Source organism: Novosphingobium sp. BL-S-34 (genome assembly GCF_056857015.1).
Map to the genome: position 1 here is coordinate 474,230 of NZ_CM166473.1, position 15,557 is coordinate 489,786.

A 15,557-nucleotide genomic window follows, 5' to 3' on the forward strand; every position below is an offset into this window, starting at 1 on the left:
CAGTCGGTCACAACGTGGCGGCGGCGCGGGCGGCCTGGCTGTAGTCTCCCGAGAGCATGCGCAGCGCTTCGGCCATTTGCGAGAGAGTCTCCTCGCTGAGCGAGGACTTCACGTCGCCGACCAGCACTTTCTCGCGGATTGCGCGATAGGCGTCGCAGAATGCGATGCCGGCAGGGGTCACTTCGATGACCTTTTCCTTGCCGACCTTGCGCGTCTCCACCAGTCCGGCGCGGGAGAGCTTGCGCACGGCGTAGTTCACCAGATGCGCATCCTCGACATGAAGCACCAGCATGAGGTCCATGAACCGCTTCGGGCGGTCGCGGTGGCGGACCGAGTGGAGCACCAGCACTTCCAGCGGCGCGAGCTGCTGGCCGGCGGCGGCGGCGCAGCGCACGATCCATTTCTGGTAGGCATTGGCCGCCAGCGTCAGGCTGAATTCCAGCTCGGAAAGGGCGGGAGACGCGCCATCTGCCAGATGGGCGGAGGAAATGATCGGACCCGGTTCGATGGCGCTCATGCGGTTTTATGAAATCCCGGCGGAGCGCTTGTCAATGATGCCGGGCCTGCCTGCACCCAGCTTGACAGGCGGGGCCAAGACCCCTCATTGATAATTTATCGATAAAATATCGGAGTGTGCGATGTCGTCGGGTTGGCAGTTCTGGATAGACCGTGGCGGCACGTTCACGGACATTGTCGGCCGCAGGCCGGACGGCACTTTCGTTTCCACCAAGTTGCTCAGCGAAAACCCGCAGCGTTACCGCGATGCCGCCACTGCCGGCATTCGCAGCCTGCTGGGGCTGGAGGCGGACGAGCCTCTGCCCCACGGGCTGGTGGCCGAGGTGAAGATGGGCACCACCGTCGCCACCAATGCCCTGCTGGAGCGGCAGGGGGCATCGCTGCTCCTGGTCCTCGACGAAGGGTTCGGCGACTTGCTGGAGATCGGCGACCAGAGCCGTCCCGACCTGTTCGCGCTGGATATTCGGCGACCTTCGCAGCTCTATACGGCTGTCGAGGAAGTGGGTGGGCGCTGCGACGTACATGGCCAGACGATCTCGGAACTGGACGAGGACGCGGCTGCGCGGATGTTCGCCCGCCACCGGGCAGAGGGGATATCGGCCTGCGCCATCGCGCTGGCGCATGGCTGGAAATACCCCGCGGCCGAGCAGCGGCTGGCGGAACTGGCCAGGGGGGCCGGCTTCACGCAAGTCTCCACCAGCCACGGCACCAGCGCGCTGCTGGGCCTGGTGCCGCGCGCGTCGACGGCCGTGGTCGATGCCTATCTCTCGCCCGTATTGAGCGACTACGTGGGCCGCGTGGTGGACCGGCTGGGCGATGTGCCGCTCTATTTCATGCAGTCCAACGGCGGCCTCACCGAGCATGACAAGTTCCACGGCAAGGACGCGATCCTGTCCGGCCCGGCAGGAGGCGTGATCGGCGCGGCCCGGACCGCGCAGGCGGCAGGCTTCGATCGCATCATCGGCTTCGACATGGGCGGCACGTCCACCGACGTGGCGCTTTATGCCGGGGCGCTGGAGCGGGTGGTCGACGCCGAAGTGGCGGGTGCCAAAGTCCGCGTGCCGATGATTGCGATCAATACGGTGGCGGCGGGGGGCGGATCGATCCTGCACTTCGACGGCGCGCGCTACCGCGTCGGGCCGGACAGCGCCGGGGCCGATCCGGGGCCGGCCTGCTATCGCCGCGGCGGCCCGCTGACGGTAACCGATGCCAATGTCATGCTGGGCCGGATCGCGCCCGCGTTCTTCCCGGCGATCTTCGGGCCGGAAGGAACCCTGCCGCTGGACCGCGAGGTGGTGGCACAGGGCTTTGCCGCGCTCGCACAGGAGGTCGCGGCGGCGACGGGACGGTCTTCCGATCCCCGCGAAGTGGCAGAGAGCTTCGTGCGCGTGGCCGTGGCCGCCATGGCGCGCGCCATCAAGGAAGTCTCCACCGAGCGCGGGCACGACCTTGCCGATTTCACCTTGCAGTGCTTCGGCGGCGCTGGCGGCCAGCATGCCTGCATGGTCGCGCAGGAACTGGGCATCTCCACGGTCTTCATCCATCCCTTCGCGGGCGTCCTGTCGGCCTATGGCATGGGCCTGGCCGACCGCAGCGAAGTGCGCCGCGTGGCCGTGGAGCGTCCGCTCGATGGCGCTGCGGCCGCCGCGGCAAGCGCGGATGCGCGGCAGATCGCGGCGGAGCTGGCCCGCTCGATCGTGCAGTCCGGCGACGAAGCACTGCTGCGGACCGAGGCCCGCGTGCACTTGCGCTACGAAGGCACGGATACCGGCATTGCCGTTGCGCTGGACGATGACGCCGCCATGACCCTGGCCTTCGATGCGGCGCATGTCGCGCGTTTCGGGTTCTCCACGCCGGGTCGCGGGCTGGTGATCGACAGTATCGAGGTGGAAGTGATCCTGCCGGGCGAACCGGCGGCGATGCCGCAACTGGCGCGGCGGCCGGAAGGCGCGCTGCCGCCGGTGCTCACGCGCATGCCGCTCTGGGCGAACGGCGCGGAGGCGCTGGCCGACGTTCATGACCGCGCGGCTTTGCTGGCGGGGGACCGCATCGTCGGCCCGGCGCTCGTTCGCGAGCCGCTGGCCACCACGGTGGTCGAACCCGGCTGGACAGCAACGACCGACGACTGGGGCAACCTCGTCCTGCGGCAGGAAGGCGCATCGGCAGACCGCAAGCGCCGCGACGATGGCGGCGTGGCCGACCCGATGATGCTCGAACTGTTCAACAACATGTTCATGGCGGTTGCCGAGCAGATGGGCGCGGTGTTGCGGCACACTTCCACCAGCGTCAATATCAAGGAGCGGCTCGATTTCTCCTGCGCGCTCTTCGACGCGGGCGGCCAGCTGATCGCCAATGCCCCGCATGTGCCGGTCCATCTCGGCGCGATGGGTGAGAGCGTGCGTGCGGTGCTGGCCGCGCGGGGCGACAGTCTCCAGCCCGGGGACATGGTCGCGCTCAACGATCCCTACCGCGGCGGCACTCACTTGCCCGATGTCACCCTGGTGGCGCCGGTCTTCGACGAGGCGGGCGAGCACATCCGCTTCTTCGTGGCCAACCGCGGCCATCATGCCGACATCGGGGGCATCGCGCCGGGCTCCACGCCTGCGGATTCGACCAGCCTGGAGGAGGAAGGCGTCGTCATCGACGATTTCCTCCTGCTCGAAGGCGGCGCATTCCGCGAGGCGGCCTTGCGCGAACTGCTGTCCTCTGCCCGCTATCCGGCGCGCAATCCCGACATGAACGTCGCCGATCTCAAGGCCCAGGTGGCGGCCAACGAGACCGGCATCCGCGAGATCCTGGGCCTGATGCGCCGCTATGGCTGGCCGACGGTCTCGACATATGTCGGCCACATGATGGCCAATGCCGAAGAGAGCCTGCGCCGGGTGATCGACCGCATCGGCGACGGTGCATTCGATTACCGCATGGACGACGGCGCCCGCCTGCGGGTGAGCGTGACGGTGGACCGCGCGCGCCGCAGCGCCACGATCGACTTTACCGGCACCGATGCACAGCGGCCGGGCAACTTCAACGCCCCGCCTGCCGTCACGCGCGCTTCGGTGCTCTATGCCTTCCGCTGCCTCGTCGATGCCGACCTGCCGCTCAACGAAGGGTGCCTCGTGCCGCTCGACATCGTCGTGCCGGAGGGAACCTTCCTTTCGCCCCATCCCGGCGCGGCGGTGGTGGCCGGCAATACCGAGGTAAGCCAGGCGGTCTGCAATGCCCTGCTCGGCGCGCTCGGCGCCACGGCCAGCGCGCAGGCGACGATGAACAACTTCCTGTTCGGCAACGAGCGGGTGCAGTACTACGAGACGATATGCGGAGGCGCCGGGGCCAGTCCGCGCTCGCACGGGGCTTCTGCCGTTCACACCCACATGACCAACACGCGCATCACCGATCCCGAAGTGCTGGAAATGCGCTACCCGGTGCGGCTCGAAACGTTCGCGATCCGCAAGGGATCGGGCGGAGAGGGGCGGCATCGCGGCGGTGACGGCGTGGTGCGCAGGATCATGGCGCTGGAGCCGCTGACCGCCACCATCGTTTCGTCGCGGCGCAGCGAAGGGCCGTTCGGTCTCGACGGCGGCGCGGCGGGGCAGCCCGGCCGGCAATGGGTGGAGCGCCGGGACGGATCCCGGAGCGATCTGGCCGGCACGGCGGAAACGCCGCTGGCACCCGGCGACGCCATCGTCATAGAAACGCCGGGCGGCGGCGGCTTCGGGGCGCCGGCCGATTCCGACGCCGCGGTCTGAACCGCTTCGAGGGGAAAGCATGACATGCTGGTTCTGTTAGCCGTCGTCGTACTGGTCGCCGGGCTCGTCGTCCGGGTCAATCCGCTGGCCGTGGTGCTGGCTTCGGCCGCTACGGCGGGGCTGGCGGCGGGCCTGCCGTTCCTCGACCTGCTCGCCCGGTTCGGCGCCGCCTTCAATGCCAACAAGTTCGTCACGGCGGTCTTCCTGGTGATCCCCACCATCGGGTTGCTGGAACGCCATGGGCTGCAGGAGCGCGCGAAACAGCTCATGCGCGGTTTGCGCGGCATCACGCTGGGCCGCCTGCTGCTGGCTTACCTGCTCGCCCGCCAGCTGACTTCCGCCGTGGGCCTGACGCAACTTGGCGGACAAGTGACGATGGTGCGTCCCATGCTGGCGCCGATGGCGGAAGCGGCGGCCGAGAAGGACGGATCCGGGCACGACAGCGACCGCGCGAAAGCGCTCGCGGCGGCGACGGACAATATCGGCCTGTTCTTCGGGGAGGACATCTTCCTCGCGATCGGCTCCATCCTGCTGATGAAAGGCGTGATGGAAGGCTACGGCATGAAAGCCGAGCCCTTCGCGCTTTCGATGTGGGCCGTGCCGACGGCGATCGCGGCCTTGCTGATCCATGGGACGCGGGTAATGCTGCTGGATCGCCGGAAGCGCCCAGGTACGAATGCTGCTGCAGATTCATCGACGGATTCGGCAGCGTGATCGGCCTCGAACTCGTCTATGCGCTGGCGGGCGCCATGTTCCTTGGCTTCGCGCTGGTCACGGCGTGGCACCGCCGGGACCGCAAGGGCCGCGCCACGGCGCTCCTCTGGGGGCTGATCGCGCTGAGCTTCCTGCTGGGCGACTATATCGGCGACATGGCCAACGGTCTGCTCGCCATCGTCATCGTCGTCGTCGCGGCTTCGGGACGTACCGGAGCCGCGCCGCCCGAGAGTGACGGGACCGCGAGCGCAACCGCGCTGGAAGCCTCTGCCCGGCGTTACGGCAACCGCCTGTTCCTGCCCGCCCTGGCCATCCCGGCCATAGCGCTGGGAGGAACGGTGCTGTTCAAGTCGGTGCCCGGGATCGTCAAGGCTTCCGACGCCACGCTGGTCTCGCTGGCGCTGGGGGCGGTGGTCTCGACCGTGATCTGCATGGTCTGGTTCCGGACGAAGGCGCAGGCGCCGCTGCGCGAAGGCGTGCGGCTGGCCGATGGCCTGGGCTGGGCGATCCTGATGCCTCAGCTCCTCGCCAGCCTTGGCATCATCTACGCCGCGGCGGGAATGGGTTCGGCGGTGGGGCACCTGCTGGACTACGTCGACACCGGCGGCAGCCTGCTGGCGCAAGTGGCGCTCTATTGCACGGGCATGGCGCTGCTCACCGTGCTGATGGGCAATGCCCTGGCCGCGTTTCCGGTCATGTTCGCCGCTATGGGCGCGCCTCTGCTGGTCAACGTGCAGCACGGCGACCCGGCAGCCGTGGCCGCGATCGGCATGCTGGCCGGGTTCTGCGGCACGCTGCTCACGCCCATGGCGGCGAATTTCAACCTGGTGCCGGCGGCCCTGCTGAACTTGCGCGACACTTACGGCGTCATTCGCGCGCAGGCGCCCACCGCGCTGGCCATGCTGGTGGCCAATATATTCCTTCTCTACTTCCTGGGGTTCTCGCGATGACCACGATCCTGACGGCGGAACACGCCTCGCGCTTTGCGCAGCTCACCCTTGGCCACCTTGGCCGCGAATATCCCAACAAGCTCGACCATGTGCTCGCCGGGCCGGAGGACGCGCAGACGCCTTCCGCGATGCATCCCGTGTTCTACGGCAGTTTCGACTGGCACAGCTGCGTCCATGGCTGGTGGCAGGTGATGCGCCTGCTGCGCCAGTTCCCCCGGATCCCGGAAGCGCCGGCCATTCGCGCGCATGCGGATGCGATGCTGGTGCCCGGGAAGATCGCCGGCGAGATCGCCTATCTGGCCCGCCCCCTGTCGCAGGGCTTCGAACGGCCTTACGGTTGGGGATGGCTGCTGGCGCTCCATCACGAACTCTCGCTGCATGAGGATGGCGCCTGGGCGGAGGCACTGGCGCCGCTGGCGGATATCTTCGCGCAGCGTTTCGCGGGCTACCTGCCGAAGCTCACTTACCCGATCCGCCACGGCATCCACAGCAATTCGGCCTTCGCGCTTGTCCTGGCCCACGAATGGGCGGCATCGCGGCGCGCCGACCTTGCCGGTCTGATCGAGAGCCGGCTGCAGGACTGGTTCGCCGAGGACCGTGCGGCCCAGGCCTGGGAGCCGTCGGGCGACGAATTCCTCTCGCCGACGCTGACCGAGGCCCTGGCCATGAGCCGCGTCCTGCCCCCGGCCGCCTTCGCGCTCTGGTTCGATGCTTTCCTCCCGGACATTGCCGAGGGGCAGCCCCGGACTCTCACGGTTCCGGCTTTCGTTTCGGACCGCACTGACGGCAAGATCGCGCATCTCGACGGACTCAACCTCAGCCGGGCCTGGTGCTGGCGCCAGATCGCGGCCCAGCTGCCCGAGGGCCATTTCGTCCGCCGCGAGGGCGCCGCGATTGCCGAACGGCATCTGCAGGCCGCGCTGCCTCATGTCGCGGGCGACTATATGGGCGAGCACTGGCTGGCGACGTTTGCCCTTCTGGCAATCGGCAGCCCGGGGCTCTAGCGCCGCGCGATCGGCAAGCGGGCCCGCGCCGGCTCTGGTGCGCGGGCTCGACGGCCACTGCCGGGACCGCTAGTCTGCCGGGTGATGCTGCATGTCGTCCACCATCCCGCATATGTGGTCCCGACAAGGGCGGCCGGAACATTTCTTCACGACAAATATGCGCTGGTGATGCACGCGCTTCGCGCCAGCCATGCGCCCATGACCGAGCACCTGCCGGAAGAGATGCCCCGCCGCTGGCTCGAAGCCGTCCATGACCCGGACTATGTCGAGGAAGTTCTCAGCTGCACCGTTCCGGCCGCCAAGGTGCGCAGGATCGGGTTTGCGGTGGACGCGGGCATTTCCCGGAGATCGCAGCTTTCCGTCGGCGGCACCTGGCTCGCGGCGAAGCTCGCCTTGCGGCACGGCTATGCGGCCAACAGCGCGGGCGGCAGTCATCACGCGCTGGCGGATACAGGGGCGGGCTACTGCGTGTTCAACGATCTGGCCGTGGCCGCGAACCGGCTGATCGAGGAGGGCGATGCCGCCCGTATCCTGGTCCTGGACCTCGACGTTCACCAGGGAGACGGCACCGCGGCGCTGACTGCCGGCCGCGGCGACATATTCACCTTGTCCCTCCATGCGGAGAAGAACTTCCCCACCCGTAAGGCGCGCTCCTCCCTGGATATCGCGCTGCCCGACGGGATGGGCGATGCCGCCTACATGGACATCCTCGGCCGCACGCTGCCGGGTGTGCTCGATGAATTCATGCCGGACCTGATCCTCATGCAGGCCGGTGTCGACGCCCATGGCGACGACCGACTGGGCCGACTGGCGCTGTCCGATGACGGCCTGCTCGCGCGGGACCGGATGGTCGCGCGCGAAGCGCGGCGGCGGGGCCTCCCCCTGGCGAGCACTCTGGGCGGCGGCTACGGCGCGGACCGCGCCGCCGTGGCGGGCAGGCACGCCCGCACCGTTCTCGCCCTGGGCGCGGGCCTGCACAATGCGGCAGGCGAGGCGGCCGGTCATGGTGCCTGAGATATCGCGGCTTCGGGAACAGGCCGATTTTTCGAAGCGGGGCCTGCGGGAGGTTGCACGGGCGATCCCGCCATGCAACCTAGCGTCTCTGTCACTTTTGAAGGACTTGCATGATGCCGACGATGCAGGACAAGCGCCACGATTTTCTCTGGCTGGTCCAGCTCTGGATGCAGCGGGAAAGAGACGTCGCCGGCTGGACCGCGGCTTGCGGTGACGCGGTGGCGGCGAGCTACCGCATCCCCGCCGACATGACGGCGCGGGACGCCGCTCACGATTTCATGGCCTTCAACAGCGAAGCCTTTCGCGGCGAGGCGGAGAACAAGTGTCCCGACTGGATGAACGCACTCCAGGATCCGCATTACGAATGATCCCCTCCCACCGGACGGACTGCGGCGCACCGGCCATTCGGAAACGGGGCGGGCGTGTCATCGAAAATGGTATCGCGGCCTGACGATGCGGCCGCATTTTCCCGAAAGACGCTGGATGAAGTATTCTTTGGCCGCCCTGCCGCTCGCCTCGCTCCTGGCCGCGTCTGCCGCGTTTGCCGCACCTGCGGCCAGCGCGCCGGACGTGCCTGCGGGCGATGCCGAAAACCCCGCGCTGTTCCAGCCCGAAGCGGTGCAGTCCACGGGCGCGGTTTCGATCGCGGGTTCGCGCCTGGCCTACCACGCCGTGGCGGGCACGCTGGTCGTTCATGCCAAGGGATGGGAGGACACCGACGCCCTCGATGCCCGTTCGTCCGAGGACGACGACGACAAGAAGGTCGGCAAGGCCGAAGCCTCGATGTTCTACACCGCCTATTTCAAGGACGGCGTGCGGGCGCCTGGACGCCCGATCACCTTCCTTTTCAACGGCGGTCCCGGATCGTCCAGCGTCTGGCTCCACATGGGCGCCTTCGGTCCGGTGCGGGTGGAAACCGCCGACAGCGCCCATACCGGGCCGGCGCCGTACAATACCGTCAATAACGACGCGAGCCTGCTCGACGCCAGCGACCTCGTGTTCATCGATGCACCCGGCACCGGCTTCAGCCGCATCGCGGGGAAGGACAAGGCCAAGGCCTTCTACGGCGTGGACCAGGACATCGACGCCTTTTCGCAATTCGTGGAGCAATTCCTCTCGAAATACGGTCGCTGGAATTCGCCCAAGTACCTGTTCGGCGAAAGCTACGGCACGATGCGCGCGGCCGGCATGCCCCTGGCGCTGCAGGCGCGTTCGATCGACCTGAACGGCGTGATCCTGCTGTCGGACATCCTGAATTGGGATCTGATGCCCGACGATCCGCAGTCCAATCCCTCGGTCGACCTGCCCTATATCGTCGCCTTGCCGACTTACGCGGCGACGGCATGGTATCATCGCAAGCTGGCTGACCGGCCGGACGATCTCAAGGCGCTTCTGGCGCAAGTGGAGGCCTTCGCCACCGGGGAATATGCCCAGGCGCTGATGAAGGGCAATGCGCTGACCGACGCCGAGCGGCGGCAAATCGCGGAACGACTGGCGGCCTATACGGGCCTATCGGCCGACTATCTCCTGAAGACCAATCTCAGGATCGAATATGGCGCTTTCCAGAAGGAACTGCTGTCGGACCAGGGACTGACAACCGGCACTCTGGACACGCGCTTCGCCGGGGCGACGCTCGATCCGCTCAGCAAAGTGGCGGACTACGACCCGCAGAGCGCGGCGCTGGAGGGCGCTTACGTTGCCGCCTTCAACCAATATGCGCGCGGCACCCTGCATTACGCGGCGGGCGAGGGCGGCGAGAAGCAGTTCAAGCCCGGCATCGGCATCTATGGCAGCTGGGACTATCGGCACAAGCCGCCCGCCGCCGGGAAGCCGTTGATCGCGCTGCCCAATGTGCTGCCAGACCTGGCCATCGCGATGAAGCAGAATCCGACGATGAAGGTCATGGTCAACGGCGGCTATTACGACGTTTCGACGCCTTATTTCGAAGGCGTGTTCGAGATGCGGCACTTGCCGGTGCCACCCGCCCTGCAGGCGAATGTCGAGTATCAGTATTACGAGTCGGGCCACATGGTCTACGCGCACCTGCCGTCACTACACGCCCTTCACGACAACGTGGCCGCGTTCATCCGCAAGACGTCGGGGGGAAGTGGAACGGGTCGCTGACGGAACTGTCGCAAGCGCCGAATCTCGTATGAAAAATAGAAGAGGTCCTGGCTTCTAAGCGCCCGACATTCCCGCATCGCGCGAGGCATTGCCGATGAGGGCGAGCATCTTGAGTCGCGCCTCTTCGGGGTCTCCGCGCAGGATGGCGTCGAACACGGCATCGTGATCCGGCATGGGATCGCGCGATTCCTTGCGTTCGTCGCGGGCGAAGCGAGTGGTCCAGGCGACCACGGCGGTCACCGAAGTGGCCAGATTGATGAGCGCCTCGTTGCGGGTGGCCATCAGGATCAGGTTGTGAAAGCTCTGGTCAGCTGCACGGCCTTCCGAGGTCTGTAGCCCGAAACGGCGCATTTCCTCCAGGGCATGACCCATGCGCGAGATGTCCTGTCCGTCGCGGCGCATGGCCGCGAACTGGGCTGCGGCGGGTTCGACCACGGTGCGCAGTTCGAAGATGTCCCGCAGAAATTCCGGCGTCGGCCCGGCCTCGAACATCCAGGCCAGAACATCGAGGTCGAGGATGTTCCAGCGCAGACGCTCGTTGATGCGGGTGCCGCTCTTGGTCCGGCTATAGACCAGGCCCTTGGCGGAAAGAACACGCACGGCTTCCCGGTAGGCGGTGCGCGAAACGCCCTGTTCCGCGCTGTAGCGCTCTTCTCCCGGAAGCATTTCGCCGGGCTGGTAGCGGCCTCCGACGATCGCGATCGCCAGGTCGTGTGCGATCCGATCATGGATCGCCCGTGTCGGCTGCGTCGCGTGCCGCGACAGGGGATGGTCGTCTTCAACGCTCATCCACCCCTCGTCTGCGGTCCTCGCGCTGACGTCAAGCCCGGAGCGACGTTGTCGTGGACATCTAGTATGAGAAAAAAATACCAAATTTGGCTTTGGAGCGGCGATATGCCGGAATCAGGCTTGTCATGCCGAGAATGATCGGCAATCTAGTATGAGAAATAAAAGACAGACTCGGAGGGGATATCATGAAAACTGGATTTGGTCTGGGCAGCGCATCCGCGATCGCCATCCTTTTCACGCTATCAGGCACCGCCCACGCCGCTCAGGACGCCGCACAGGTTTCCGGGCCAGACTCTGCGCAGGATGCCGCTCAGGCCGTGGCAGCCGGGCGCGGGGGCGAAGCGCCGGACCTGGGCGTTTCCAGCCAGGACATCATCGTCACCGGCATGCGGGCCAGCCTCTCTTCCGCGCAGAACATCAAGCGCAACGCCCAGCAACTGGTGGACTCGGTCGTGGCCGAGGACATCGGCAAGCTGCCGGACAACAATGTCGTGGAGGCGCTCCAGCGTGTGCCCGGCGTCCAGGTCGCTCCGCGCGCGCGCGGGGAATCCGCCACCGTGCTGATCCGCGGGCTGCCCGACGTGGTGACGCTCATCAACGGGCGCAACATCTTCACCACCACCGGCCGCTCGCTCTCGCTTGCAGACGTTCCGGCGGATCTGGTGGCCGGCGTCGACGTCTACAAGTCCCGTTCCGCGGAGCAGCTCGAAGGCGGCATCGCCGGTCTTATCGACGTGCGGACGAGGCGGCCGTTCGACTTCAAGGGTTTCCAGCTCGCGCTGGCCGGCCGTGAGGTTTACAGCGAGCAGGCCGACAAGATCGACCCCTATGCCAGCGCATTGCTGACCGATCGCTGGTCCACCGGCATCGGCGAGATCGGCGCGCTGGTGAGCGTTTCATTCCACCAGACCCGCTACCGCGACGAGACCATCTTCGGCGGCGGCTACTTCGGATACAATCTCGACAACAGCCGCGCGCCTTACACGCCCGGCGTACCGCTCGACCCGCGCGGAACCAGCGCTGCCGACCCCCGGGTGTTCCGCACCGATGTCATCGGCGCCTTCGACCGGATCGGCACGCGCAAGCGGCCCGCCGTGAACGTCGCGCTGCAATGGGCGCCGGACGACCGGCTGACCGTCCATGCCGACGGCCTGTTCTACGGCTACCGCGAAAAGGGCAACGGCAACCAGAACTTCACCTCGATGAACGGCACGCTGCTCTCGCCGCTCCAGTTCGTGGACGACACCAAGCTGGTGCAGTCGCTGAGCATCGCCGGCGGGCGCGTGGCGCAGTTCGGGCAGGCCTACCAGAACACCGCGGACCGCTACCAGGGTGCGCTCGGGGCGGATTGGAAGAGCGGCGACTGGGAGGCATCGAGCGAGTTTTCCTATACGCGCTCCAAGGCCACCGACATCGCCAACAACCTCGATGTCGATTTCATCGCCGCGCGCACGGATGCGGTGTTCAACAATGGTTCGGGAACGCCGACTTTCGTGCTCCCCGCCGACGATATCGCCGATCCGTCACGCTATTATCTCTCGCGCCTCTCGACGACGCGCACCGTGGGTGACGGCAAGGAGCTGGCGTGGCGTGCGGACGTCTCCTACCGCTCGCCATTCCTGATCTTTTCCGGGATCGACGCCGGCGCCCGCATCAGCAAACGGGATGCGAGGTCGGACTCCTTCGTGCAGACCGTCAATTGCTCCGCCACCGGCGCGGTCAAGTGCTACTCCATCAAGGCGGACGATCTGCCCGGCCTGATGACGCTGACTCCCGGCGGGTTCTACAAGGGCACGCGGCCTTATGCGCGGCAATGGGCGACGCCTTCCACCAGCTACCTGCTCGATCGGATCGGCGATTTGCGCCAGACCTTCGGCTTGGCCGCCGCCGATCCGGCTTTCCAGGATACGCAGCACTTCGACATCACCGAGAAGAACTACGCCGGCTATCTGCAGGCCAATATCGAGGCGGGGCGGCTGGATGGGCAGATCGGCTTGCGGGTTATCCGCACCGACATCACGTCGAACGCCTTCCTGGTCCTGCGCGGGGCGACCTCGCCCGTCACGATCCGCAATGAGAGCACCGACGTCCTGCCCAGCCTGGCGCTGCGCTACAAGCTGAAGGACAATCTGTTCCTGCGCTTCGCCGCCAGCAAGACGATCACCCGGCCCAGCTTCGCCCAGCTCAACCCGGCAGTGACGCTGACGCCGCCCGTCCCGGGACAGCAGCCTTTCGGACGCGGCAGCAGCGGCAATGCCGACCTGAAGCCGATCCGTTCGGACAATTACGACCTGTCGCTGGAATGGTACATCGATCGGTCCAGCTCGATCACCGCCACCCTGTTCCGCCGCGACGTGACGGGCTTCATCCAGTCCGTCACCAGCAATTTCGATATCGACTACCTCGGGGCCGACAACGGGGTCTACCAGATCACCCGGCCGGAAAACTCGGGCTCGGGCAAGATCCAGGGGATCGAGGGCGGTGTGACCCTGTTCCCCAAGGGGCTGCCCACCTGGCTCGACGGCATCGGCGTGAGCGCGAACGGCACCTATATCGACGGCAAGAACAAGGCGCTCTCTCCCCTGCCGGGCGTCACCGGATACATGGACATCCCGTTCCAGAACGTCTCCAAGTATTCCGCCAGCGCGACGTTGATCTATGAGAAGGGCGGTTTCTCGGGCCGGGCATCCTATGTCTGGCGCGACAAGTACAACGCCGGGCTGCACTTCACCGGCATCAATCCGAATTTCATCACCAATGGACAGATCAGCAACCTTGACCTGTCATTCTCCTATGAGATCAATCCGGACTTCACGGTCGTGCTGGACGCGACCAATGTGTTGAAGAACCTTTACAAGACCTCTTTCAACGACCCGGCGCTCTTCCCGCGCGATACGGTCCTTTACACCCGCACCATCGCGCTCGGTTTCCGGGCCAAGATGTGAGGACTTTGGCAATGCTCCCATTCAAGAGGATGACCCGATGACGATACCCAGGGCGATCGCTGCAATGGCCGCGTTCATGACGCTTCCCCTGCCGGTCCATGCGCAGACGGCGGCCGGCAAGGCCGGGACGGCGCTGGCCGATACCGCTAGGGACGTGACCGTCACCGTCGATACCGCCCGGGCCGAGGGCAAGCTGCCCCCCGTGTGGCGGTTCTTCGGTGCCGACGAGCCGAACTACGCGACGATGAAGGACGGCCGCAAGCTGCTGGTCGAACTGGGCAAACTGAAGTCCGGCCAGGTCTACTTCCGCGCTCATAATCTCCTGAGTTCGGGCGATGGCACGCCGGCCTTCAAGTGGGGCAGCACCAATGCCTACAGCGAAGGCAAGGATGGCAAGCCGGTCTACGACTGGACGGTGGTGGACGGGATCATCGACGCCTATCTGGCGCGCGGCGTGCGGCCCTATCTCCAGATCGGCTTCATGCCGGAGGCCCTGTCCAGCGCGCCCAAGGGTACGCCTTACCAGCATAGCTGGCGCCCAGGCTTCGACTACAAACTGATCGCCACCGGCTGGACCTATCCGCCGAAGGATTACGAGAAGTGGGCGGAACTGGTGCGCCAGTGGACGCTCCACAATATCGAGCGCTACGGCAAGGCGGAGGTGGAAAGCTGGTACTTCGAAGTCTGGAACGAGCCCAATTCCAACTTCTACTGGTCGGCAAGTCCCGAGGAATTCTACAAGCTGCACGACTACGCCGTTGCAGCGATCCGCAAGGCCCTGCCGAGCGCGCGCGTGGGTGGGCCGGATGTGGCGGGGCCCGGCGGCACGTTCATGGACGGTTTCCTCAAGCACGTATCCTCGGGGAAGAACTATGCGACCGGCGAGACCGGCACGCCCACCGATTTTCTCTCGTTCCATGCCAAGGGCAAGCCCTCCTTCGTGGACGGACATGTCCGCATGGGCATAGCCACGCATCTGCGCGAGACCGATGGCGGTTTCACCAAAGTGCTGTCGATCCCTGCGCTGGCGGGCAAGCCGGTGGTGATCGGCGAAAGCGATCCGGAGGGCTGCGCGGCCTGCCCCGGCCCGCAGAACGACTATCGCAACGGCACGATGTATTCCAGCTACACGGCGGCCAGCTTCGCGCGGATCTGGGAACTGGCGCAGAAGCGCAAGGTCAACCTGGAAGGCGTGTTGTCCTGGTCCTTCGAGTTCGAAGACCAGCCCTGGTTCGCCGGCTATCGCCAGCTTTCCACGAATGGCGTCGACCTGCCGGTGCTCAACGTATTCCGCATGTTCGCCCAGCTTGGCGAGACGAAGCTGGCGACGCTCAACGCCGCGCAGATCCCGCTCGAAGCGGTGATGGCGCAAGGCGTGCAAGGCAATGCCGACATCGGCTCCATCGCCACGCGAACCGCCGAGGGCAAAGTGGCGCTGCTGCTCTGGCACTATCACGACGATGACGTCGCCGGGCCCGCCGCGCAGGTGACCGTCAACCTCAAGGGCCTCAAGGTCGCGCCTGCCGGGGCGAGCCTGTGGCGGGTGGACCGCGATCACGCCAATGCCTTCGCGGCCTGGCAGAAGATGGGATCGCCCCAGTCTCCCGACCAGAACCAATATGCCCAGCTGGAAGCCGCGTCGCGCATGCAGGCGGAGCGGATCGCCGTGAGCGCAAGCGGAAAGGATGCCCGTGTTTCGCTGCGCCTGCCGCGTCAGGGTGTCGCCCTGGTCATGCTCGACGCCCAGTGAGGATG

The 15,557-nt window shown here is 66.4% G+C and carries 11 protein-coding genes; 9 read left to right on the forward strand and 2 right to left on the reverse strand.

Features of this window, described 5'->3' with window-relative positions:
• Positions 1-7: 7 nt before the first annotated feature.
• Positions 8-517: a winged helix DNA-binding protein gene (locus AC1VV3_RS16210; protein ID WP_314466903.1), complete on the reverse strand. Its 510-nt coding sequence runs from the start codon at positions 515-517 to the stop codon at positions 8-10.
• A 121-nt stretch (positions 518-638) separates the two neighbouring features.
• Here AC1VV3_RS16210 and AC1VV3_RS16215 point away from each other — a divergent pair, with 121 nt between their 5' ends.
• From AC1VV3_RS16215 to AC1VV3_RS16245, 7 genes are all read left to right on the forward strand, one after another.
• Positions 639-4,262, forward strand: a complete 3,624-nt coding sequence (locus AC1VV3_RS16215) for a hydantoinase B/oxoprolinase family protein (RefSeq protein ID WP_482962875.1) — start codon at positions 639-641, stop codon at positions 4,260-4,262.
• Positions 4,263-4,286: 24 nt separating this feature from the next.
• Positions 4,287-4,976, forward strand: a complete 690-nt coding sequence (locus AC1VV3_RS16220; RefSeq protein WP_482962876.1) for a 5-oxoproline transporter, DUF969 family subunit — start codon at positions 4,287-4,289, stop codon at positions 4,974-4,976.
• Positions 4,973-5,926, forward strand: coding sequence for a DUF979 domain-containing protein (locus AC1VV3_RS16225; protein ID WP_132266788.1), 954 nt, complete (start codon positions 4,973-4,975; stop codon positions 5,924-5,926). The genes AC1VV3_RS16220 and AC1VV3_RS16225 overlap by 4 nt, the downstream gene beginning before the upstream one ends.
• Positions 5,923-6,930 (forward strand): DUF2891 domain-containing protein, encoded by a 1,008-nt coding sequence (locus AC1VV3_RS16230; protein WP_482962877.1) that lies wholly within the window; start codon positions 5,923-5,925, stop codon positions 6,928-6,930. Before AC1VV3_RS16225 ends, AC1VV3_RS16230 begins: the two co-directional genes overlap by 4 nt.
• An 84-nt stretch (positions 6,931-7,014) precedes the next feature.
• Entirely contained in the window at positions 7,015-7,944 is a 930-nt protein-coding gene (locus AC1VV3_RS16235) for a histone deacetylase family protein (protein ID WP_482962878.1), read from the forward strand.
• A 110-nt stretch (positions 7,945-8,054) separates the two neighbouring features.
• Entirely contained in the window at positions 8,055-8,312 is a 258-nt protein-coding gene (locus tag AC1VV3_RS16240) for a hypothetical protein (protein WP_132266782.1), read from the forward strand.
• A gap of 115 nt (positions 8,313-8,427) precedes the next feature.
• Entirely contained in the window at positions 8,428-10,068 is a 1,641-nt protein-coding gene (locus AC1VV3_RS16245) for a S10 family peptidase (RefSeq protein ID WP_482962879.1), read from the forward strand.
• Positions 10,069-10,122: 54 nt separating this feature from the next.
• Here the strand turns inward: AC1VV3_RS16245 and AC1VV3_RS16250 are convergent, their stop codons facing one another.
• Entirely contained in the window at positions 10,123-10,857 is a 735-nt protein-coding gene (locus AC1VV3_RS16250) for a FadR/GntR family transcriptional regulator (protein ID WP_482962880.1), read from the reverse strand.
• Positions 10,858-11,042: 185 nt separating this feature from the next.
• On the opposite strand from AC1VV3_RS16250, the gene AC1VV3_RS16255 reads away from it, so the two are divergent.
• Together AC1VV3_RS16255 and AC1VV3_RS16260 are read left to right on the forward strand one after the other, a co-directional pair.
• Positions 11,043-13,802: a TonB-dependent receptor gene (locus AC1VV3_RS16255; RefSeq protein WP_482962881.1), complete on the forward strand. Its 2,760-nt coding sequence runs from the start codon at positions 11,043-11,045 to the stop codon at positions 13,800-13,802.
• A 37-nt stretch (positions 13,803-13,839) separates the two neighbouring features.
• On the forward strand, positions 13,840-15,552 hold the full coding sequence (locus tag AC1VV3_RS16260; protein WP_482962882.1) for a GH39 family glycosyl hydrolase: 1,713 nt from the start codon (positions 13,840-13,842) through the stop codon (positions 15,550-15,552).
• The last annotated feature ends 5 nt before the right edge of the window (positions 15,553-15,557 follow it).